At 51.3% G+C, this 21,801-nt stretch carries 21 protein-coding genes; all 21 read right to left on the reverse strand.

Going from position 1 to position 21,801, the window contains the following annotated elements; all coding sequences use genetic code 11:
* Position 1 precedes the first annotated feature (1 nt).
* The 21 genes from JQN73_RS01570 to JQN73_RS01675 all read right to left on the reverse strand — a co-directional run bounded on the left by JQN73_RS01570 (position 2) and on the right by JQN73_RS01675 (position 21,795).
* Positions 2-2,425, reverse strand: a complete 2,424-nt coding sequence (locus JQN73_RS01570) for an MMPL family transporter (RefSeq protein ID WP_370551342.1) — start codon at positions 2,423-2,425, stop codon at positions 2-4.
* Positions 2,421-3,077 (reverse strand): outer membrane lipoprotein carrier protein LolA, encoded by a 657-nt coding sequence (locus tag JQN73_RS01575; protein WP_205321350.1) that lies wholly within the window; start codon positions 3,075-3,077, stop codon positions 2,421-2,423. The genes JQN73_RS01570 and JQN73_RS01575 overlap by 5 nt, the downstream gene beginning before the upstream one ends.
* Positions 3,074-3,502 (reverse strand): thioesterase family protein, encoded by a 429-nt coding sequence (locus JQN73_RS01580; RefSeq protein WP_205321351.1) that lies wholly within the window; start codon positions 3,500-3,502, stop codon positions 3,074-3,076. The genes JQN73_RS01575 and JQN73_RS01580 overlap by 4 nt, the downstream gene beginning before the upstream one ends.
* Entirely contained in the window at positions 3,495-5,102 is a 1,608-nt protein-coding gene (gene hutH / locus JQN73_RS01585) for a histidine ammonia-lyase (RefSeq protein WP_205321352.1), read from the reverse strand. Before hutH ends, JQN73_RS01580 begins: the two co-directional genes overlap by 8 nt.
* Positions 5,083-6,042 (reverse strand): acyltransferase, encoded by a 960-nt coding sequence (locus tag JQN73_RS01590; RefSeq protein WP_370551290.1) that lies wholly within the window; start codon positions 6,040-6,042, stop codon positions 5,083-5,085. The genes hutH and JQN73_RS01590 overlap by 20 nt, the downstream gene beginning before the upstream one ends.
* Positions 6,039-8,864 (reverse strand): AMP-binding protein, encoded by a 2,826-nt coding sequence (locus JQN73_RS22720; protein WP_370551291.1) that lies wholly within the window; start codon positions 8,862-8,864, stop codon positions 6,039-6,041. Before JQN73_RS22720 ends, JQN73_RS01590 begins: the two co-directional genes overlap by 4 nt.
* Positions 8,857-9,426, reverse strand: coding sequence for a hypothetical protein (locus JQN73_RS01605; protein ID WP_205323114.1), 570 nt, complete (start codon positions 9,424-9,426; stop codon positions 8,857-8,859). Before JQN73_RS01605 ends, JQN73_RS22720 begins: the two co-directional genes overlap by 8 nt.
* 86 nt (positions 9,427-9,512) lie before the next feature.
* Complete coding sequence (locus tag JQN73_RS01610; RefSeq protein ID WP_205323115.1) at positions 9,513-9,764, reverse strand: acyl carrier protein; 252 nt, start codon at positions 9,762-9,764, stop codon at positions 9,513-9,515.
* Positions 9,765-9,821: 57 nt separating this feature from the next.
* Positions 9,822-10,082 (reverse strand): phosphopantetheine-binding protein, encoded by a 261-nt coding sequence (locus JQN73_RS01615; RefSeq protein ID WP_205321353.1) that lies wholly within the window; start codon positions 10,080-10,082, stop codon positions 9,822-9,824.
* Positions 10,069-10,830, reverse strand: a complete 762-nt coding sequence (locus JQN73_RS01620) for a 1-acyl-sn-glycerol-3-phosphate acyltransferase (protein WP_205323116.1) — start codon at positions 10,828-10,830, stop codon at positions 10,069-10,071. The genes JQN73_RS01615 and JQN73_RS01620 overlap by 14 nt, the downstream gene beginning before the upstream one ends.
* Positions 10,831-10,847: 17 nt before the next feature.
* Positions 10,848-11,699, reverse strand: coding sequence for a beta-ketoacyl synthase chain length factor (locus JQN73_RS01625; RefSeq protein ID WP_240162388.1), 852 nt, complete (start codon positions 11,697-11,699; stop codon positions 10,848-10,850).
* Positions 11,700-11,935: 236 nt separating this feature from the next.
* Positions 11,936-12,127 carry a DUF1289 domain-containing protein gene (locus tag JQN73_RS01630; protein WP_205321355.1) on the reverse strand — a complete coding sequence of 64 codons (192 nt, stop codon included), beginning with the start codon at positions 12,125-12,127 and terminating at the stop codon, positions 11,936-11,938.
* A gap of 438 nt (positions 12,128-12,565) precedes the next feature.
* Entirely contained in the window at positions 12,566-13,315 is a 750-nt protein-coding gene (locus JQN73_RS01635) for a DUF2968 domain-containing protein (protein WP_240162389.1), read from the reverse strand.
* 190 nt (positions 13,316-13,505) lie between these two features.
* The gene (locus tag JQN73_RS01640) at positions 13,506-14,873 is read right to left on the reverse strand and encodes a sigma 54-interacting transcriptional regulator (RefSeq protein WP_370551343.1); all 1,368 of its coding nucleotides are present in this window, start codon (positions 14,871-14,873) and stop codon (positions 13,506-13,508) included.
* Between the two features lie 12 nt (positions 14,874-14,885).
* Complete coding sequence (locus JQN73_RS01645) at positions 14,886-15,221, reverse strand: DUF4282 domain-containing protein (protein WP_205321357.1); 336 nt, start codon at positions 15,219-15,221, stop codon at positions 14,886-14,888.
* Positions 15,222-15,258: 37 nt separating this feature from the next.
* Positions 15,259-16,986, reverse strand: a complete 1,728-nt coding sequence (locus tag JQN73_RS01650; protein WP_205321358.1) for a pilus assembly protein TadG-related protein — start codon at positions 16,984-16,986, stop codon at positions 15,259-15,261.
* A 46-nt stretch (positions 16,987-17,032) separates the two neighbouring features.
* Entirely contained in the window at positions 17,033-17,527 is a 495-nt protein-coding gene (locus tag JQN73_RS01655) for a DUF3613 domain-containing protein (protein WP_240162390.1), read from the reverse strand.
* Positions 17,528-17,622: 95 nt separating this feature from the next.
* Positions 17,623-18,537 carry a tetratricopeptide repeat protein gene (locus JQN73_RS01660; RefSeq protein ID WP_205321359.1) on the reverse strand — a complete coding sequence of 305 codons (915 nt, stop codon included), beginning with the start codon at positions 18,535-18,537 and terminating at the stop codon, positions 17,623-17,625.
* Positions 18,534-19,490: a type II secretion system F family protein gene (locus JQN73_RS01665; RefSeq protein WP_205321360.1), complete on the reverse strand. Its 957-nt coding sequence runs from the start codon at positions 19,488-19,490 to the stop codon at positions 18,534-18,536. The genes JQN73_RS01660 and JQN73_RS01665 overlap by 4 nt, the downstream gene beginning before the upstream one ends.
* Positions 19,491-19,518: 28 nt before the next feature.
* Complete coding sequence (locus tag JQN73_RS01670; RefSeq protein ID WP_205321361.1) at positions 19,519-20,445, reverse strand: type II secretion system F family protein; 927 nt, start codon at positions 20,443-20,445, stop codon at positions 19,519-19,521.
* A gap of 3 nt (positions 20,446-20,448) precedes the next feature.
* Positions 20,449-21,795 (reverse strand): CpaF family protein, encoded by a 1,347-nt coding sequence (locus JQN73_RS01675; protein WP_205321362.1) that lies wholly within the window; start codon positions 21,793-21,795, stop codon positions 20,449-20,451.
* Positions 21,796-21,801 lie beyond the last annotated feature (6 nt).

Below are 21,801 nucleotides of genomic sequence, written 5' to 3' on the forward strand. Positions count from 1 at the left end.
TTCACAAACGTGAGTCTTGATTAATTTGACTAAAACACGGGGCTATCAGCCACACAATCGCGATGCCAACCAACATCGTGAATCCAAACGCGTGCAGTGGTGGTGTACCGGATAGCGCAAGCAATCCGAATGACAATAACGCGCTTAGTGCCGACAAACAAACCGCCAGCCAGGCAAACCGCCCGCCCGGGTCTCGATGATCAGCATTTTCTTGCAAGAAAATGCCGTAATCCACACCCAACCCAAGGATCAGCATCAGCGCCAGCATATGAAACATCTGCAAGGGTTGACCAATAATGCCGAGCAATGCCAGCGTTGCGATGCTGGCGAGAGCCGGTGGCAGTACCACCCGCCATCCGGCGTACCGGTACCGGGCAAACAGCAGTAAATAAATGGCCACATAAGCGCCTAGCAATACGATGCCCATGTAATGTCGGTAATCGCCCAGCACGGTAGAAATTTCGCTCACCTTGTCCACCCATTGGACGCCATCGAGCGACGCCGCCGTTTTTTTCAACAAAGGCAAGTTGGCATAATTATTCAAGCCACGTAGGGCCACGATGCTAGCGTAAGTGTCGCCCTGTGTGCCCGCAACCCGGCCCAGCCAGAGATAGCGAGACGGTTCACTGGCCGCTGTCTTTAAAAACGCTTCAGGCGTCAATACATTGCCAACTGAGGCCGCCTGATTTGATCCTGCCAGCGTTCGCTCACGCATCTGCGCGATCCAGGCCTGGTCCTCACCAAGCTGGGCGGCGAGCGCTTTGAGTGGTCCATCCGGTTCGAATAGCGCGCGCTCTGTCAATGCACGATTCGCGCTCTGGGCGCGTATCGAAGGTACCCAATTTGACATTGCCTGATAACCGCTTATTACGTGCTGCGCGATTAACGGCTCCAGCCGTACGCTAAGCGCCTCTTCGCGCTGCAATACTTGCTCCGCGCTGCTTCCACGCACCAGATAAAATTGTACCGGCGTAGGGGCATCAAGTATTTTTGATAATTTAATCTGATCGTCTAACAGTATTTTTGGCGGTTTTTGCAATGACCGAATATCGTCATTGACCTGCAGTTGTGTCAGTCCGTACACCACGAACACACCAAATAATATTGCCGCTACCAGTGTGCCCGGATTGCGCCGTAATAGCGGCCAGTGACGACGACTGGCGCCGCTCCAGTCGGCAAACCGCGTCCCTCGCAGCGTCGATGCCTGTACCAACATGGGAAACCAGCAGATCACTGTCAGCCACGCGAATATCAGACCAAGCACGGAAAACACCGCCATCTGTCGCAATCCAGGGAACGGGGTTAAAGCCAGTCCCACATAGCCGATCACTGCTGCCACCAACGTCAGCAATAACCCGGGCAGCAAACGCCGCAATAATTGTTGCGATGGCAAAGCTTTATCACTGCCTGCACGGCTACACAGAAAATAGATACCGTAATCTTGCGCGACGCCAATCAAACTCGCACCGAATACCAAGGTCAATAGATGCACGCGTCCAAATATGAGCCAGCAAATCGAAAATGCACCGAGACAACCAATAGCAATCGACAGCACGATCAGGCCGATAGTTCGGAATGTGCCAAAGGTCAGCCACATCAGCAATATGATGCCGAGCAAGGATCCGACGCCGATGGTTGACATCTCGTTGCTCGCCTGAGCGCTGGCAGCGCCGGCGTGCAATATTACCCCAGCGCTAATTAACTCTATCTTCGGTACTGCCAGCCGTGCCGCCTTGGCCGCAGTACCAAGCAGCGGCAATACAGCTTGCTGCGTCGCCATCGAAAACGCGGGTTGGCGCAAGGTCATCAAAAGCATGGCATATTGACGACCGTTGGCTTCGACGAATAAGTAACCATCGCGTGGCCTTACCGGTGTTTCCTGTGCACGTGTCTGCACCCAACCACTGAAGAGTCCAAAAGGATCATCCTGCCATGCGCTCAATTTCGGTCCAGAAAATGGACTGTATAACTGTCTTAAGGCGGACTCCACCCAATAGCTCGGCGGTTTTTCTTGCAGCAATTTTTGCTGCTCGGCGGTCAGCAGACTAAGCCTGTTTTTCTGCGATGGTCCCAACCAGTCTGTTTGCGCCTGCGCAGACATCGGCGCGGTTGCCTCGAACAAATCAGGACGCTTTTTCAGTACCGCCGAATAGGCATCGGCGGCGGCACGCGCTTGCCCCCAGTCGTCGCTGCCCACCAGCACTATAACGCGCTGTTGGGATGAATCAACCATATGCGTAAATGCCTGCTGTAACACCGGATCACGTTGTTCCACTGGTAATAACGCGAGAATATCGGTATCGGGCACGACCTTTTCTACCAACCAAAGGTAGGCGTTATGACTCAATATCAGCCCGACTGCCAGAAGCCACAGCCATGCCAGCCTTCTTGGCCACTCACCAGTTTCATTACCTGCCCTGCTAATCAAGCGCAGCCCCTTCTTCGGCGGTCATTGCATTGGGACCGCTTTGTACGCCGGAGAAGGTAATTTCCGTGCGGTCACCGCTGGCTTCGTTAATCGTCACACTTTTGACTGTGGTGCCACCGGTCAGGGCTAGCGTGCCGATGGCTTTGGCAAGTGCTGGCTGACGGGCTTTCAATGCGACTTTCCAGCTATTGCCCTGAATGCTGCCGTCGATGTCGAATAAGGATTCCAATTGACTTAAATCACCCGCCACCAGAGAAAACATCACACTGTTGATCATTCTGACTACCGGTTCCTGTTTGGCGTCAAGCCGCATGGCAACATGGTCACCCTGCATTTGCACGATCTCGTCACGCTTGAGGCGCAATGTATTTGGGAACGGCTGCAAGGTGCGCCATAAAACACCTTTACCATTCACCACACAAAACCGGCCGTTGGAGAGTAATGGCTTTTTAATTCCCATCAGCTGCTTGGTCTGATCGAAGCGACCGCACAAAACCGCCGGTTTTTCCAGCATTTCCTGAATTTTTGCGATAGGTGCAGCGGCCAACGCAGAAACGGAGATTGAGGCGGCGACCACGATCAGAAGGCCGGATCGGACAACGAGGGTAAAGATGGATGACAATATGACGGATGACAATAAACGCTTCATGGTGCGGCAATTCCTAATTTTTGAAATAACACAGCAGGCGATGCAAAACACATTTCACGGGTTGCGATGGCGACCGCAACTTGCGTGGTGGTGCCTTTGGTCAGGCGCTGGCCGCTGGCCCTATCGGTGATTAAATAATCTATTTTCAGCCGGTTTTCCCACTCGACAACACTCGCCCGGACAGTAATGCATTGACCGAATGTGGCTGGGTGCACATAACGAAGATGGAGATCGATCACCGGCCAGGCGTAGCCCGACTCCTTCATTTCCGAATAGTTATACGCTATGGAATCGAGCAGCGCGCAACGGGCCTGCTCCATATACTTAATATAATTACCATGCCAGACAATTTCCATCGGGTCCAGATCATAAAACTGTATTTGCAAGGCGATCTCGGCCGACCAGCGGCTTGCTTTTTTATGCATATAAATCCCATGCTTTCGAATTGATACGCACCAACAACAAACGTAAATCAGGCTCCAACATACGATCTTCTTTGATCACCTCTATGTCTTTCGCCAAAGCTTCCAGCATCCCCTCTAGATTTTCTTGAGGTTTGGCCGTTGCATCTACCCGACAGCGCAACCAAACACCTTGGCGGACGCTAATCAACAACGCTGCAATGACTTGCTCGGTTAGCTGTAAAACCCTTAAGCAATCACGCGCAGCAATCGTTCCCATGCTGACTTTATCTTGATTATGACATTCGGTAGAGCGCGAAAACACCGACGCTGGCATAGTCAGTTTTAGCGCTTCTGCAGTCCAGGCAGACGCACTGATCTGTAGCGCTTTCAAGCCGTGATTGATACTCGCCCGCGGGCCTTCGGCCCCTGAAAGGTTGGGTGGCAAACCATGGTTATAGCGGCTATCGACTAATAACGCCATCTGCCGGTCTAACAAATCAGCAACATTGGCCACAGCATTTTTCATGCTGTCCATGGCAAAGGCAATATGCCCACCATAAAAGTGACCGCCATGCAGCACCCGTTCATTTTCGCCATCTATGATTGGATTATCGTTGGCGCTGTTGAGTTCATTTTCAATTGATTGCCGCATCCAGGTCAGCGCGTCGGCGAGCACGCCGATGACATGCGGGGCGCAGCGGATCGAATATCGATCCTGCAAGCGCTGTTCATTGCGTGGTGCCTCGGGAGCGGGTAAATCCTGCCGCAACCATGCGGCTACCTGTTGCTGCCCCACATGGGGTTTGACGGCAAACAGCGCCTCGTCAAAGTGATGTGCATTACCATCCAGTGCAAAGCTCGACATTGCGGTGATTCTGGTTGCGATGCGCACCAGATATTCTGCGCGATCATACGCAAGACAGGCCAGCGCCGTCATCACCGCCGTGCCGTTCATGATTGCCAGACCTTCCTTGGGACGCAAACGCAGCGGTGTCATTCCAACCGCCGCCAACGCTTCTGCCGCCGGTACTTTAACGCCATCGCGCCACACTTCGCGCTCACCGCACAGCACGGCTGCCAGGTAGGATAAGGGCGTCAGGTCACCGCTGGCACCAACTGATCCCTCGGCTGGTATTAATGGCAACAAGTCTTCCTTCAGCAGGCGTGTAATCTGCTCGAGCAGGCCGACGCTGACGCCAGAATAACCTTTACTTAGTGATGCCAGACGCACTGCCAGGATGGCCCGCGTCTGGGCAGGCGTAAAATGCTCGCCAAGTCCACAGCCGTGGTACGTGTACAAGTGGTGCGGCAATTCCGCCACCAACTCAGCCGGAACGTTAACCGTACAGGAATCGCCATAGCCGGTCGTCACTCCGTAAATAGTGCCATCTTCCCTCAACAGACGGTCCAAAAAATCCGCGCCGCGCGTGATCGCCGCAAGAAACACGGGATCGGTCGATAGTTCCACGCGGGCTGAGCCAGAAGCAATTCCGACGATATCTTCTATCGTTAATGGCGCACGATCGAAACAGACACTGCGCAGCAGTGCATCCGGTGCATCCGGTGCATCCGGGGTGAATGTATCAGAGACGGCGTTCAAGTCATCCGTTGGTATTGTCATAAAGTGATAAATGCCAAAAGTCGTAAAAGTTAAACCACTGCAACGGCGCTTTCAAGCAATAGTGCTCCAGTCGCTCGGCATACGCGGCGGCTAGTTCACTCAAGACCTGATTGCGATGCTTGCGTGGCAAATGAATGGCATCCCGAAACAACTCAAAGTGACATTCGGAACGACCGCCGATGGTCAATGTAAACAACAGGTAAACCGGGCATTGCAGTACGCTAGCCAGGACGTAGGGGCCAATCGGAAACGGGGCGGCCTTCCCTAAAAAAGTGGCTTGCGCCACGCGTGGGTGGGGCGACACGGGAATACGGTCACCGGCAATGGCAACAAATTCTCCCTGCGCCACTTTCTCAGCTAACAACATCGCCATCACGGGGGTCAGTTCAGTCACCTGCATCAAATTCAACTGACTATCGGGATCGAGCCTGGCCAGTAAACGGTTGAATGCCTTTGCATGCTTGGTATGAACCAACACGGTGATACGCAAGCCGCTACGCTGCCGCGAAAGCACCCGACATAACTCAAGATTGCCGAGGTGGGCGCAGATCAAAAGGCCGCCGCGCTTAGCCTCAAGATTCTCGCGGATTAATTCTTTACCGGTACTCGTGACATCTTGCGTCTTGAACAAGCCGCCCCATAACAGCAGCTTGTCCAGAATACTTTCGGCGAACGCCCCAAAATGCTGGAATACGCCGGGTAATCCGGATCGAGGTTGCTGATTGTCGCTGTTCAGACCCGTTGCCCGCACCCGCCACAGATAATCCTTCGATGCATGTCGTGCGATGGGCTTGGTCGCCAGATAGAAACCGAGAATGGGATATAACACTAAGCGGAAAGGCGTACGCCCAGCGATGCGATATAGCCAAAACATCAACCGCATGCCGACCACAAAACTGGATTCATTAATTTGCGCCCAATGACGATGTGACCCGCTCACTTTCTACCCCGTCGATGGGAGAATTTTCTCACCAGCAAAGTCGGCGCACGCAATAACATGCCAACAAATAAGGTCGCATGCATACGAGAAATAAGCAGGTTATCCAACACCATCCGAAAATGCGAGACTCCGTCGCTCGGGTAGCCGACCCTGGTCGGAAAATTGATTATCTGCATCCCCTCCCAATACAGCCTGACAATGACGTCGGTATCAAAATCCATGTGCTGACCAATTGTTCTCCGGTGCACCAAGGCCACAAACGGGGCGAGTGGATACACCCGGAACCCGCACATCGAATCTTTGATATCTAACGACAACGTGTTGATCCACACCATGACATGTGTCAGATAGCGCGCGTAAAAGCGCACCTTTGGCACGCTGTCATCATACTGTGGCACACCAGCAATTAACGCCTCAGGCCGAGCCGCAGCCTGCGCCAGAAAGAGCGGAATATCATCGGTACAATGCTGCCCGTCTGCATCGATTTGCAAAGCATGGGTATAGCCCGTCTGCGCCGCATGACAAACGCCGGTCACCACTGCCCCACCCTTTCCCAAATTTGCGGCATGGCGCAGCAGAGTGATCTGACCTGGATGCGCCATTGCCAGCGCATCTAATACCGCCGCGCAGTCCGTCGAACTTCCGTCGTCGACTAATATACACGGCAGTCGATGCGAAAGAATCGCCGCCACCACCGAACCGATGGCATGGGCATGATTGAAGACCGGAATCACGGCACAGGGATTAAAGCCGGTAATATTAGATTCATTTTTATGAAAACCCATATTATCGCCGTGTGTTATGGGTGTTGATTTATCTAGGCTGGCGATTGTAGTGCCTGGTTGCTGCCTCAGATTGTTTTCACTATTCCCAACCTGCCGCTGAGTTTTACTTATCAGATCGCTGTTATGGCGTTGCACCTCAGCTGCCGGCGCCAGTCCGAACAGAATGCGTCCGCTTGCATGCTGTCCTTCGTCCGATGTAATACTAAACGTCAGAGAAGATTTTTGTACATCATGCATCAGTGTGAGTTGCAGCACTGCCCCCGGCATGACCACACGCTGAAACTTAAGCGCATGCATACTCAAAAAACAGGGGGCTAGAGGTAAATACTCTCGACCATATGCTATCGCCCAGTCAACCTGCGCAACGCCGGGCAATATCGGAGAACCGTCGAAATGGCCTTTGAAATACAACAGATCAGGCGGCACAGTGAGTTCCAGCGAGACACGGGATGCCGCCATATCCCTGTCCAACAAACGCACATTCGGTTTCGTTATACGCTGTGTTACAGGTAGGTTCAACGGAAGAGAGTTCTCCACTTCCCCGGCGGAAGATAACAAATCGGCACGCGTTGTTTTGCCCTGCGCATTGACCGGGAATTTGACGAGATAGTGCCAACTGCGCGGTAGTGCAATCGGCTCAATCGCATGCGCGATACTCTCGCGCAACCTTCGATTCAAGGACAATTTTCCCTGCTCTGCGAGGATGAGACGTCCAGCATCGTTCAGTACAATGAAGGCAGCAATTTTCTGGCGGCGCTGATGCGGTCCATCATCCATTAACAACACGCGCGCATCGGCGACCAGGCCGGAGGCTTTTAATTGCCCTTCGATCAGGTTGAGTGAAATTCGCTTCTCTTCCACTTTAACAATGCGGTCAATGCGACCGGTCAACACAAAATGGTTTTCATCTGTCGCTTGCGCCTGATCTGCCAAACTAAACCAAGCGTCGTCTGGAAGATGCGGCGAACGAATTTCCAGGACGGAATCGGTTAAGCCAATACGCCAGGTAATCGCAGGCATGACGTTCCAACTTTCATCTCGCTGCGCATGAGAGTGAGCGCTCGCCCGAATAGATCGATCAAAGGACCGTTGACGCCATCCAACCCCACCGGTTTCCGAACTGCCGTAGACCTCAATCGGGACATGACCAAGATGTTGCCCTGCCGCTTGCGCAACCTCCTCGGACAAGGGGCCACCGGAAGAAAAAACTGCTTGTAACGCATGCAACGATTCTGGCTGCATTGATGCTGGAATCCGCTTTAAATGAGCGGGACTGGAAACGAGTATCGCGGGCCGATCAGCTATCCTGCGCAATAATGGACGTAGTTCTTCGAGAAATGCGATTTGTTGGGCGTGAATGGGACGTCCGGCAGTCAAGGGCCACAATACCTTGAATAGCAGGCCGTAAATATGTTGATGCGACACGGTGGCAATAACGTCAGCACCACCACCGATCACGTGTCCGAAAAGAGCTTCCAGCGTGGTGATCTCCGTCGATAATTGAGACAATTTTTTAACGACTGCCTGCGGCTCGCCGGTGCTTCCCGATGTATAAATCACTAAGCCCGGAAAGTCCGGTGACAGAGGTTTGAAGTCATAACGATCGGCAGCATGAACGTAGTGCGAAAACTGGCGCGGATCCAGAAGATCATCCACATTCACATTCGCCTGCGTTGTTTTCGGCAGCGTCAGCGGCAGATAGCGCTCCGAAAAATCGCCCACAAAGCCATCAACCACCGTCGTTAGCGCGGCACAAGTCGCTGGCAATATATCGCCCGGAAGATAAATGATTTTATCCGCTTGCCATGCGCCAAACAAAGCGCAAGAAAATTCAGCACAATCGGAGAGATACAACGCAAAAGAAGCCCCCGGTGTCTGTAAGAATACTGTTCGCCACTCGTCAACACGCGCCAAAAAGTACGCTCGATCAAGGCGTTCGCCATCACGCCATGCGAACGGACGTTCACTGTGCGGAATGGCAATGTCTGATACCACTGGCCCACTTAGCAAGGACAACAGATCAATAAAATCAGACATTCCGTGGCTCGGCTAACTGGCGTCGATGCCGGCGTTTAAACGCTATTCTGACCATAAATTCAACCGAAAATAGAATCCCCATCGCGACATAAGCGACTATGCCGTTATAAATGCTCCAGATAGCAGGCGATGCCCACAGCGCTGTGATCAACGCCAAGGTACCGTTCACGACAAAAAACACGCACCACACCTGGGTTACACGCCGGGTATAACCAATCGCGTATTCCGGTAACTGTGGATCGGTTAAACGCGCCATCCGCTCGACGATCGAGGGCGGCGCAATCAGGCTGTAGGCGAAGGCACACAACATGCCCATGTTGACCAATACCGGATACAGTTTTAGCGGTAGCAATGCATTGTTCCAAATCGCGAAAGCCGCTAACAACAGTGCCGCCACCAGAAGCCAGCGACTAGCCTTGCTTAACTTGATCATTGGCAGGCGCATTGCGACCGCGACTATTAATAACAATGAAAGCACACGGGGAGACACTCGACCGTGCGCCAACCAAATAGCGAGCGGATAGAGCAAGGTAATTATCAAGGCCAATACGGTTAAGCCCATCTGCATCCGGCGCTGCAAGAGACAGGCCGAAATAGACGAAAAGAAGCGCGCCTGAGAACCCAATGAAAACTGAGCCGGAAAACGTTTTATTGTGTCTCCTCCAGCAATGCGGCTACCGCATCAACCACGTCCTGCACGGTGCGGACGGCTTTAAATGCGTCCGGTTGTAAGCGTTTTCCCGTAAACTGTTTCAGTTTGACGACCAGATCAACTGCGTCAATGCTGTCAATATCAAGGTCTGTGTATAAGTTGGCCCGTGGTGTGATGTTTGCTTTGTCGATCTCAAACATGTCGTGCAAGACGTCAACAACCCAAGCATAGATTTCCTCTTTCGTCATACTCGCCGCCGCAACTCCTGCGCTTGCCACTTTTATCGATGCCGTCATCTCAGACCTTCATTTTTTTCTGTTGCTGGCAATCATCGCGGCTAACGCGCGTACCGAAGCAAAATGGTTACGCGTTTCCGCCGAATCTGCCGATAATGAAATACCGTAACGCTTCTGGATTGCCACACCAAGTTCGAGTGCATCAATCGAGTCTAGTCCAAGTCCATCGCCAAATAGTGGCGCATCCGTATCGATTTCCGCCGTTGTAATATCCTCAAGTTGCAAGACATCAATAATGACCTGCTTTACCTCGGTTTCAAGCTGCTCCATCGGAATGACTTTCTTTTCTAAAATAATTCTGCAAATGGGCAGTCAAGTGTCTTGCTGCCAACGTATCATTTCCCGCCGCCACAACGAAGGCACGGACGTCGATATCTTCTTTTATCTCAATAGTGAAATGTGCCATGTCTGGCGGCACTTGCCACCATTTTTCGCCTTTTCCCAGTGTTGGTGGCAAACAATGGATAACTACCGGTGTCACGTTTGAGCAACACCGAATTGCAATATTTGCAGCACCACGTTTGAAAATGATAGGTCCATCAGTCCGCGTGCCTTCGGGGAAAATGATCAAATTGCTGCCCCGCTGCAAAGAGGCAATCCCGTCGGATAATAAACCCGTGCCAGTATCGTTCCGTATATAACCGGCTGCACGTGCCGATCCTCGAATAAAAGGATTATCCCAAAGCAGGCTTTTCACAACGCAATCGGCGTCCCTAACAAACGCCATCAGGAAAACGGTATCCAGCAAAGTGGGATGATTTGCCAAAATCAGCAAACCTTGCCGCTGTAACCGCTCCAAGCCAATAATGTCGTAGCGCAGAACGCCTATACCGCGCATGAATCCTATAAACGTGTGAAACATCACGCGGATGATCTGGCGTGCGACTAATGTCCTCGATTCGCGCTCCTTGACAAATAAATTCATCAAGGGAAAAATGACTAATCCCATCCATAATCCGACGACCCCGAACACCAGAAAACTTAAGCCGGTTGCCGCGATGCGCCAATAGCGGTTCATCCGTTTGACGACGCTACTCACTCGTCACCATCGCGAGCCGCAAGGATGTCATTGTGTTGAGGCATTACGGCGTGGCTATGTCGCCACCACCAGCGACGGTTGTCGACTAATCGGATCAACTCGCGATCATGTCGAAGTTGAAACGCTAGGATATCCAGCCCAGCCGGTTGACGAATAGTTGGGTTGATCGTATCAGTCTTATTAGCTAGGCAAACGTACTCTTCCGCCGGATGGTTTTCCATCGCACCCCAGGTCAGGGATACTGTTCCTGTACCATTCTTAACAGGTGGCTTGACAAGCCAAGCCCAGGCGAACGGTTGATCTGCGCAATCCCGGAATTCGCTAAATTCATCCGGCAGCAGACCATCATAGACGACCAATAATACTTCGGCCGCTCCATCCGCCAATAGCCCACAAGCTTCGATCAATGCATGCTCGACGCCACTGTCACCTGCAGATAAGGCACTGTGATTTGCCTGATCGTGGCGCGCGATCGAAAACAAGCCCGCGGTTGCATTGTGTACCGACAGACTAAAAGAAGTCGGGGACAACGGTACTTCTTTTACCAGATCCTGCAGCAACCCCACCGAGCGAGCGCATTCGCCGTGCCGCGAACAAAATACCGTGGGAACGTCTACTCGTCCATCGAGACAGCGATAAGCAACCTCCAGAGCCATTTTTCCAACCGCTCCAGCCCGCCGCCTCAACATTGCAGGCATCGATAAGACCCGCGGTTCCGAATCACCTTGAATGAGAAAACGACTCTGCGCCCAAGTGCGCCAGTCACCGTCTGTTTCCAGTCCGGGTGCCCAGGCAGCATGCGCTGCGATTGAGAACTGCACTCCATTGATTGCGCGGTCTGGACTCATTTCACCATTTCCCAACATCTATCGAGTTGTTTCACAAAAAGCAACTACTTCGAAGAAGTTGAACTGAGGGTTATACCCGTATTTTCCGCGAAATTATATACCAAAGGAGAACGCTTCCCTTTAAAGTATCCAGGGAGAAATATTTTTAGTTGGTTTAGAAGAGCATCCCTCCCGTGGAATATTAATTACGCAGAGAGAACACCGTAACGACGACGTTTTTAGATATCAAAAGAACTTTAGCCCCGTCGCTTCGGATAACCTTCCACAGTGATACGTTCCCAAACAACTGTTTTCTCCTCATCAGTCATAAATACCCAATGCGCGACTTCGTTGACAGTGCGTCCGCATCCCCGGCAGACATCATCAAACGTGGTGGAACAAACGGCAACACAAGGGGTATCGGGACGTTCCCGGCGAGACTCGGACATGCAGACCTTATTGGTAATAATTTAACATTGATTTGGTTAATGCAGGACGAAAATAGCGGTCTGAACAAGCGAAATTTGCCTCGCGAATTAATGCAAGCCGCCACGTAAATACTCTGCTAAGGCCCCAATTCTATAACATACAGCGTCACCCAAACCTTCAGCGAAGCCAGTTATTCCACATATCGTCAAATTCCGCATTAAACCGCGTTGAATGGTAAGCGAATGGCATGCGCATTTAGCGCAAGTTAACACTAAAGCAATTCAACGCCAAGCAAACACTATTAACAGACTACGCTCTTTATATAAACGAAAAAGGTCAGTATATTTTCGCGGTAAGCTGCGCCAATAATACCGACCCTTTTCCTTTTACGACTACAAAAAACGCTCAACCAAAGAGGTTCATTTGCACTTTAAGAGGACCTACTTTGAGCAAAGCGCTTATTGTTTTTTCTTATCATTTTTATCACTAATTATGCTACTTCCGTCAACGATGGTTTGCTGCGTCTCTAAAGCACGAATACGATTTCTCAGCACCATCAGTTGGTTGCGGGCAGACTGTTGCTTGTTGTTCAATACCTGCGCTTGTTGACGCGCTTGGTCTTGTTGGACTGAGACGGTTTGTTCCTGCTGCCGTTGTACTGCCAGATCATTTTGAAGCGCCAATAAGCGGGTTTCCTGGGTGGAGATCAATTGCTCAGTGTATTGCTTATCTGCCTCTAACTTAATACGACGAATGTCCACTTCGGCCAATTTTTCCGTTTGCCCCACAAAGTTCTTATAAGTTTGCTCAGCTTGTACTTCGGAAGAAGTTTTAACCACTCTCCAAAAGTTTTTTTGTTGAAACAATGCGACATAATAAGTTCTCGAATCCGCTTTAAAAAGCAGGCTGGACCCATAATTACCGTTATAAGTAGTCCTCAATTCGCTAATCGCCTGGCTTTGCATTAGCTGCTGCAATTCGCCAATGGTACTGTTTGCAGTATCTATCGCCAGCACGGACGCGGTAGCAGGGGCGCTTGTTGATGGCAAGTTCGCACTAGCGGTTGCGGTGGCGGCCATGCCGGAAGAACGATTTACTGACTGCGCCATTACATTGGCGGACAACGCGGCGAAAACTATCATCATTCCTACGCTGGTCGCCACACCGTCAGCGTATCGGCACATCGTATTGCGTGCAATTTCGTTCATCCCTGTTTCCTTATCTTCATTTTATTAGTCAATGTTTGCATTTCAGCGGCGCTGATTAGCGTGATTTTTTTGCTTTAAGGCCTTGTACTTTTAATCGTCGACCATTTCCTGGCGTTGATTTTTTTCCTTACGAATTGCTCACCTGGTTATTACATTAATACAATTTAGCTGGACGTTAATGGCACTCTCATCATTCAATATCACCGATTGCTTCAGCATCTGCAATTTGAAATTTCCGCATTTTTTCCCATAGCACTTTGCGACTGATACCGATCGCATGCGCGGTATCCTGACGCCGCCAACCGTTAGCATCCAGCGCTGCCAGAATCCGATTACGTTCCGCCAGTTCGCCTTTTTTTCGTACCATCAAAAGGTCGGTTGCCGGATTGGTCCGCGCCAACGATCCCAACATCGCAAACACCTTATTAATACGTATTCTGTCCCAGCTTCCTAACTGACGATAAATGATCCCTACTCGCTCTGCGACGTTCCGCAACTCACGCACATTTCCCGCAAACCTTGAGGTTGCGACCATCTCCAGCAACCAGTCCGGTGACATTGGAATTTCGTCATATGTCTGCGCCAGAAGCGCACTAAATATAGCGATCTTATCGATGCTTCCGCGCTCTTCCAGGTTTGGTACGCGCAATTCGATCACTGCCAGACGGTAGTACAAATCGGCCCGAAACATGTCCTGTTGGACCTGCTCTCGCAAATTCCGATTGGTCGCTGCCACCAACCGAAAATCCAATTTTATTTCAGCTTGCGAACCAAGCCTTGTAACCGTACTTTGTTCCAGAACGCGCAATAATTTGACCTGTTGATAGAGCGGCAAATCACCAATTTCATCAAGGAACAACGTGCCGCCGTCGGCCTGTTCAAAATATCCCTTGTGCGCCAATAAAGCACCGGTGAAGGCACCTTTGGCATGACCGAAAAACAGCGATTCGAAAAGGCCATCAGGGATAGCGCCACAATTGACAGCGACGAACGGGCCCTGCCGATAACGACCATGACGCTGATGCAGCAACTGCGCAATTCGCTCTTTACCGACGCCGGTCTCCCCCATAATCAGAACACTTGACTCACAGTCGGCAAAGGCCTCGGCCTCGGCGACCAGTGCCTGCATGCATTCGGATTGCGCTATCAATGGCTGCAACTTACGATCCGGCTCATTGCTGGCGTGCATTTCTGCAGCTAGTCGAAACACCAGCATGCGTAATTCGGCGCAAGTAAAATCGCGCATCAAAATATGCGAATATTCGGTCGGATAGACACGCGGATTGGCTGTTCGCACGACGTCTGCGACCCAAATCACCGGCATGCAATGCGCCTTTTGCCATGCCTCTGCAGAAAATTCTCCGCGATCAATCACCGTCACAGACATCACGGCAATTGACGGGCGCAACGATACTAAATCGCGCGTGATGGTCATACCGTCAGAACGAATCACCTGAACATCAAAGCTACCAAGACAATGCGCTATACGATCGGCAATATCCGACGTGCCTTCCCACACGTAGATGTCCAGACTTTCTGGTAGTAGCTTATTTTCTATTTTCATGTATGTTCATCCATCGTTATTCTTCATTACTTTTTTCGATGCATTATTTCGAATTACCAGTTGATCCCTGATGTCGCCAAGACGTTGGAAAATACTAAATACCACTATCCATAATTCGCTCATCACCCGCCATAACAGCAACGCCAACAAAGTCCCGCCAATGCCAAGCAGCGCGCGACCGATACTGCCACCGGCACCGCCGTTATTGATACTGCTCAAGGTTCCACCTGCGACAATAACGACGATACCAACGCGATAGATCAACGTGATCAAATACGGTGCGATCAGATGTTCAAAGCCAAGCAAGGCAGAAAATTTCAGATAATTTTTTTTCGTTGTCACATTGATCCAGTCTTTTTAATTACTTCCGATACCGCTCTTAATAAACCAGTTGAAGATTTCCGCAACTAACGGAGGACAATTTCAACGTGCCTTGCCCAATACCGAGTCCCAAAAGCGAGAAAGTGGCATCAAGCAACCCACCAACAGCCGATAAAATCGGATTTAATAATCCACCTAAGCCGCTCAGAACGATATTCAAAAGCGCACCCAACAAGCCAAGCGGATCGAGAATGTCGAGCCCCACCTGAATGGTGCTAGGTTGAATGATATTTCCCAATATGCTGCTTAAAGAAGAACCAACGGTGACGCTACTTGGAAACGGCGCACTCAAGGTGACAGCAGTCGACAATTGGTTGGCGGCCCGCGCGTTTATACCCAAATTAAGCAATCCGGAAATAACGTCCACGCGATTGGCCTGGATTGATATAACGGGACAAGAATTGGGCGCGCTCGCATCAGTCTGTCCGTTTGCCAGACAAACTTGCGCCAATATGGGTTGCACAGAAAATGTGGCGCTTTGCGGCGTTTTACATTGCAAACTTGTCAGCGTTGCCTTCCCGGCGGCAATATCGATATAGAGCGGCAGGTTGACTGCAGGCTTACCGGGGATGATCGTCAATGCCTGAACATTTATCGCAAACCGCACTTGGGCCGAGGTGGCGTATGCTGCCGGTGGCCCAATTCCGCCAATCGCCATTTGAGGCGGTTGAATCAGCTTAAGCTTGATGCCCACGTTTCCCAAAGCACCCAAGTTCACGTTCGTTCCGAGATTAACGAAATTTTGACTATTCGCAACCTGCAAGGTCCCCACATTTAACAAATCCAACACGTTAATCTGTGTATTTAGCGCCGACACGCCGTCAGCGGCGGTCACATTCAAAATTTTACCGATTGTCAGTAATGATCCTCCTAAAGTCCCGGTCGTCAGCGCAGCAAGATCATTGACCGAGATGCTGGCTACCTGCGCTGGCGAAAGTGCCTGAACCGACGCGTTGACCAGCTGCGCCAGCGATACCTGGGCGGTTAATACGCTGTTCAGGTTGCCAACGTCGAGGTTGAGATTTTTCAACACTTGCAATAAAGAGATTTGCGTACCGACCAGTCCGTTATAAGTGACCGCACTCAAGCAAACATTACTTCCCAACAGCCCATTAACCAGCGGCGCCAACAACGCACTGCTGCCGCTGCAGAGTGATAGCAAACCGGTGCCTAAAGAAAAAGCTGCCACCGGGTTCGATTGGGTCGCAACCGCCTGCGCAACGACCAGTTGCGTTCCGAGACCAAAAAATCCTGTAATTTTTGAAGAAACAAGTACTTCGATAGCATTCACGCTGATGCCGGATTTAGGCGTGCCGAAATTCTTGGAAAGTGGCGCTTCGTAAGTTAGCACTGTTGACGTAGCTGGCGCAGTTTGCGGGTCCCAACGTCCGCAAGTCACGGCAATGGTGTTAGACGATGCATTTGGGCCAAGCAGCGAAAAATTATTAGCCTGAGCGTTAACATTAACTGCGGCGCTCGCACTGTTGCAACTGAGGCCCGAACTGTTCAGAGCCTGCACGCCTGCAAGTGATGCCAGATCAGCCACTTTTTGCAGATCCCGCTTCTGAAAAAACAAGTAACCAATATCTAGCCCCGACAGCAAAATAACGAAAATAGACAAAAAAATTGCCGCCATAACAGCAATCCCGCCACGCTGACGCTGCCCGTTGCCAATCACGCCCGTTGGCGTGAAAGAATTACGAACGGAATCGGAAAATAGAACCATGAATTAGTTGCGGGGCGCGGTTAGGATTATCGGAGATGATTGAAAGTCAGTTTGCATTGTTTTTTGATACTTTCGCCTCAAAAAATTCCGGCATCGGATGTGCAAAACTATTCAAATAACGGTCCCAACTGGCATCGGAAGTGGCGCCCAGCATGGGTAACAGCGTGCCAGCAACGCGCCCGTCGACCTGTGCCTGCAACAACGACCGCGTGACATCACCGACGCGCGTTCTGTAGGGCGCTGATTCCAATGTCGATTCAGATTGTGCTGAAACCGGGGCCGCAGCTGCATTCGGACTCGGCGCGGCTTGCGACTGTCCCGTTGGCATGGCAGGTGCCAGCCTAAATGGGGCAGCGGTGCCTGCCGCAACTGGCGTGGTGGGGATGAATGGTGCAACTGGTGTCGGCTGCGCCATCCGACCAGTTACCGGCGTATTAGTCTGGGCCTGTAATAAAGGAGAAAATGCCATGGCAAATAAAAAAAATAGCGCCCCAGTGGGTATAAGGCCGTGGTTGACACAAAAAAGTTGAGAAGTTTTCATTTTTTACCTATATGTTCTATAGCCGACCAGTGAATATGAAGAATGAGCGACAGGGACAAGCGATTAAGCTGGGAAACCAAGGACGCGTTGGAACGTCACCCACCGCCTTTAAAGCGATCCAGCATCGTCTGGAATCGATTGGTCGGACCAATAGGAACCGCGTCCGACGTTGCTGCTGGAACTGGCGTAGGTACCGGTAGCGCTGGGCGCTGAGCACTCGGCGCAACCGTTAACGCTGGCGGACGCGTGAGCTTGATTTGCTCGGCCAACTTGAGAATTTTGGTGCGGCTCTCGGGCGAAAATTTTGCCCGATCCATGACCGAGCGGGCTTTACTACCTTCTCCGGATACGAGTAAAAGTAGCGCCAGATTAGCAATGATCTTGCGATCGTCCGGTGCCAGTTCAGCGGCTTGCGCTAACGGAACGCGCGCACCATTTGTGTCACCGCTTCGCAAGTGGGCGTAACCCAGATCGCTTAACATAATCGGATTAATCGGTTCGAGTTTTGACGCGGCGAGTAGCAACGGTACAGCGCCGGCATAGTTGCCGTTTTGAGCCGCTAGCAATCCCAAACCATGCCATGCAGCGGCGGCTTCAGGGGTATTCAACAATTCACGGTAAGTGGCTTCAGCAGCCTCGCCCTGGCGTGTCTCTCTTAATGCATCTGCACGCAGGCGCTCCACATCTGGGGCTTTTCCATATTGCTGCTCGTAAGAGTCAATATGTGCCAACGATGCAAAGTACAAACCCTCTTTCTGCATCTGTCGGATCAAGCCGATATACATCCCTTTGTTATCTGGTTTGGCGGGTTTATTTTCTGCCTCCTGGCGCAACTGTGCCGCTTCATTTTGCTGTGCGTAGAGGCGCGCAGCCGAATCGGTGGAGCACCCGGATATGCCCATCGCCGCAATAATTAACGGACAGAATAGAAGTCGTATCTGACAACGCCGTCTAACCGAATACGAATGTACGTCGGTGGCCAGGTAAAGAGATTGTTGGTAGTTCGTCATAGGTTTCCCGACATTTTTGTCAAGGCACGAATCACGGCCAGAAAACCCACGCCTCCGGTAATTACCAGCAATCCTGGCAGCAGGGTCAGCACCATGACGCCGGTCATTTTGACTGTGACCTTGCCGACCCGCTCTTTCATATCCAACTTACGTTGCTCACGGATGCGCTCACTAAACAACTTGAGTGGCTCCTGCACGGCACCACCATGATGCTCTACCTGAACAATCAAGCGACCAACAGATTGCAAATCAGCGTTGTCAAACACCGTTGAAAACCGTCGCATCGATTGCTCGCGGGTGCGACCGGCCCGGTATTGACTGGCTGCAATCGCAATTTCACCGCCCAGAATTTCCAAGACATTACTGAACTCAGTTTCGACCACATGTAAACTCTGATCAACCGATAATCCGACGCCCTGCAGCAATCTTAGCAAGTCAATTAAGAGCGGCAACTCTTCCGCCGCTTTACGTCGGCGCTGCTTGGCTACTCTCTGCATTATCCACTTTGGCAACATATAACCAATTGCCAAACCAAAAAACACAATCAGCAACAAGCGCCACCAGCTGCCGTTCTCAAAAACCAGATAACCTATTAGCGGCAAGCTAATGGCTAACGCGACCCGCGCCGCAAAAAAAAGCGCTTGGCCTTCTTTGTCGTTGACCCCGCATTGATCCAAAAGATGTCGGTCTTCTTCTGCTACGAGTTGCTGACCAAACGGCGTGTCGACCCACCCCGCCGACAACAGCACAATGCGTTCTTTCCAAGGCAGTCTTCCCGGCACGGGCTGCGCCTCGCTGGCGGCGTAATTCTGCGAAGCAATTTTCTGATCGATGGTATTCAGATTCTGCTTCAACCGCCAGACGCGGCCTATCATCGCTCCCCCAATCAGGAACAGGGCGGTCGCGACCAGCAAAATCGCAAGCAAGATCAATGTGTGTTGTGTAGTGCTCACCGTTATTCCCTTTATTTCACTTCCACCATCACATCGATTTGGCTAAACGGTATAACCAAAATCCACCTGTGATTTGCAACAAAAATGCGCCAATCAGCATTTTTTTTCCAATCGGGTCGTGCCACATGCCAACGAACATGCCGTTATTAAATATCACTAAAAAAATTCCAATTCCGACGGGCATAAGGCCCATGATCCAGGCTGATAATCGAATTTCGGTTGATAGCGCCGAGAGTTCGTTCTGCGCGTACTCCAGATCGCGCATAAACGCCGCCATACGGTCAAGCACCTGGTCTGATCGTCCACCAAACCGACCAGCAACCCCGATCACTGTTGCCACCAGATCTAATTCCTTAAAACGAAAAATATGCGCTTCCTTGCGCAATGCATGTTCCAGATCGACGCCAGCCAGAACTTGCCAATTTGCGCGTTCCAGGACAATGCGAATTGGCCCATCTGTGCTAACAATCGCCGTTTGAAACGCCGAGCCAATGCTATTCCCGATGGTGACGAGCCGCACTAACGTATCCAGAAATTCCGGCAATTGCCTGACCATCGTGCGTTGCAATTTTGAGGTCTTGCGCCAAAAATTAAATCGTACCAACAGCAGGTACAACGCCATCGTTCCAAGTAAAGAAAATACACCGCCGAGCACAGCAGCAAGAGCAGCCAGCCCCAATCCCGGGACAACTATTCGCAGCACCAGTTTTTTCGATGAACTTTGTATTCCTGCACGTAGCAAAAAATGCCTTACCGCTTCCGTTTGTAAATACCTTTGCGCGACTTCCGGTGCGTTCGCTACGGCTACCTCAGGCTGCCGCCTTCCCTGAATTTGTTGATTCACGAAGGCGGCGCTGATGTCTTGGCGCGAACGTCCCTCTGCTTGTTGCCACAACCAGAGAGCGGCGCCGGATAATAACAACGCGACGGTGATCAGCCAGAGTGCCATATGCATGGTTTAACGCCTTACCTGAAAGCCATTACCGGATTGATTATTAGGTGTGCCCTTGCCGCTTTGCTGACTAAGTTGCCGTTGCCGCTGCAGCTTGGGAGAATGCGGAAAAATACCAAGCGATACCCAGCGATCGGCTTCGTCACCCTCTGGTCCAATATAACTTTCATGGCGATATAGTTCTTGCAAGGTGATCATGTTGTCCCCGACGCCGGTGACCTCCGTCACAGACACTATCCGACGACGGCCGTTTGAAAGTCGACCTATCTGAACAATAAAATCCAGGGCGCCCGCGATCTGGCGTCGCAAACTGGTTTCACTACCCTGAAAGCCAGCAAACCCGGCGAGCATTTCAATCCGATACAGGCATTCACGCGGCGAGTTGGCGTGGATAGTTCCCATTGAACCATCGTGACCGGTGTTCATTGCCTGTAGCATTTCCAGGACTTCTGCGCCGCGCACCTCACCAACAATAATGCGATCCGGCCGCATCCGCAGACTATTTCTGATCAGGTCGCGAATGCTTACCAAACCGCTGCCTTCGAAGCCGCCCAGACGCGACTCCAGCCGCACGACGTGGGGATGGTTAAGACATAATTCAGCGGTGTCCTCGACGGTCACCACACGCTCATTTTCGGGAATAAAAAATGCCAGTGCATTCAGCAAAGAAGTTTTTCCGGAACTGGTGCCACCCGACACCAGAATGTTGCAGCGTGCTTTCACCGCATTTTCGAGCAGGGTATGGATTTCCTCATTCATAGTGCCGAGGCTGAGCAAATCCGTTGGTTTTAGGGGCTCTTTACGAAATTTCCGTATTGAGACCATTGGGCCGTCCACCGACAACGGCTCAATCACCACATTTAATCGACCGCCATCGGGCAAACGGGCATCGACCATCGGATTCGACTCGTCCAACCGACGGCCAAGCGGCGCCAATATACGCCGGACGATTCGCAACAAATGGGCGTTATCCGTAAAGCGCAATGTCTCGCGCTGCAAAATACCGTTACGTGAAACAAACACATCGTTAAAGCCATTGATCAAAATATCCTCGACCGAGGCATCTGCTAAAAGATCCTCAAGCGGTCCAAGGCCTGCCAGTTCTTTGGTCAACGCATCCGATATCTGGCGAACTTCACTTTCGTTAAGTGGAATTCTCTGCAAACGCACAAATCCGTCGACGTCCAAATTGACGAATTGTTGAATCGCACTGCGCGACCAGCGTCCAAACTCCGCACCTAACTCTTCTATTCGCGTTAGCAGGTGATCGTATGCCGCCGTCTTTATGTCTTGAAATTCTTGCGTGCTCGAAAAAGCCTGATCATCGTCCGCGAATTCTATTTGGTTACTCACGTCTTT

Source organism: Glaciimonas sp. PAMC28666, assembly GCF_016917355.1.
In the GTDB taxonomy this organism is placed as follows: Bacteria; Pseudomonadota; Gammaproteobacteria; order Burkholderiales; family Burkholderiaceae_D; genus Glaciimonas.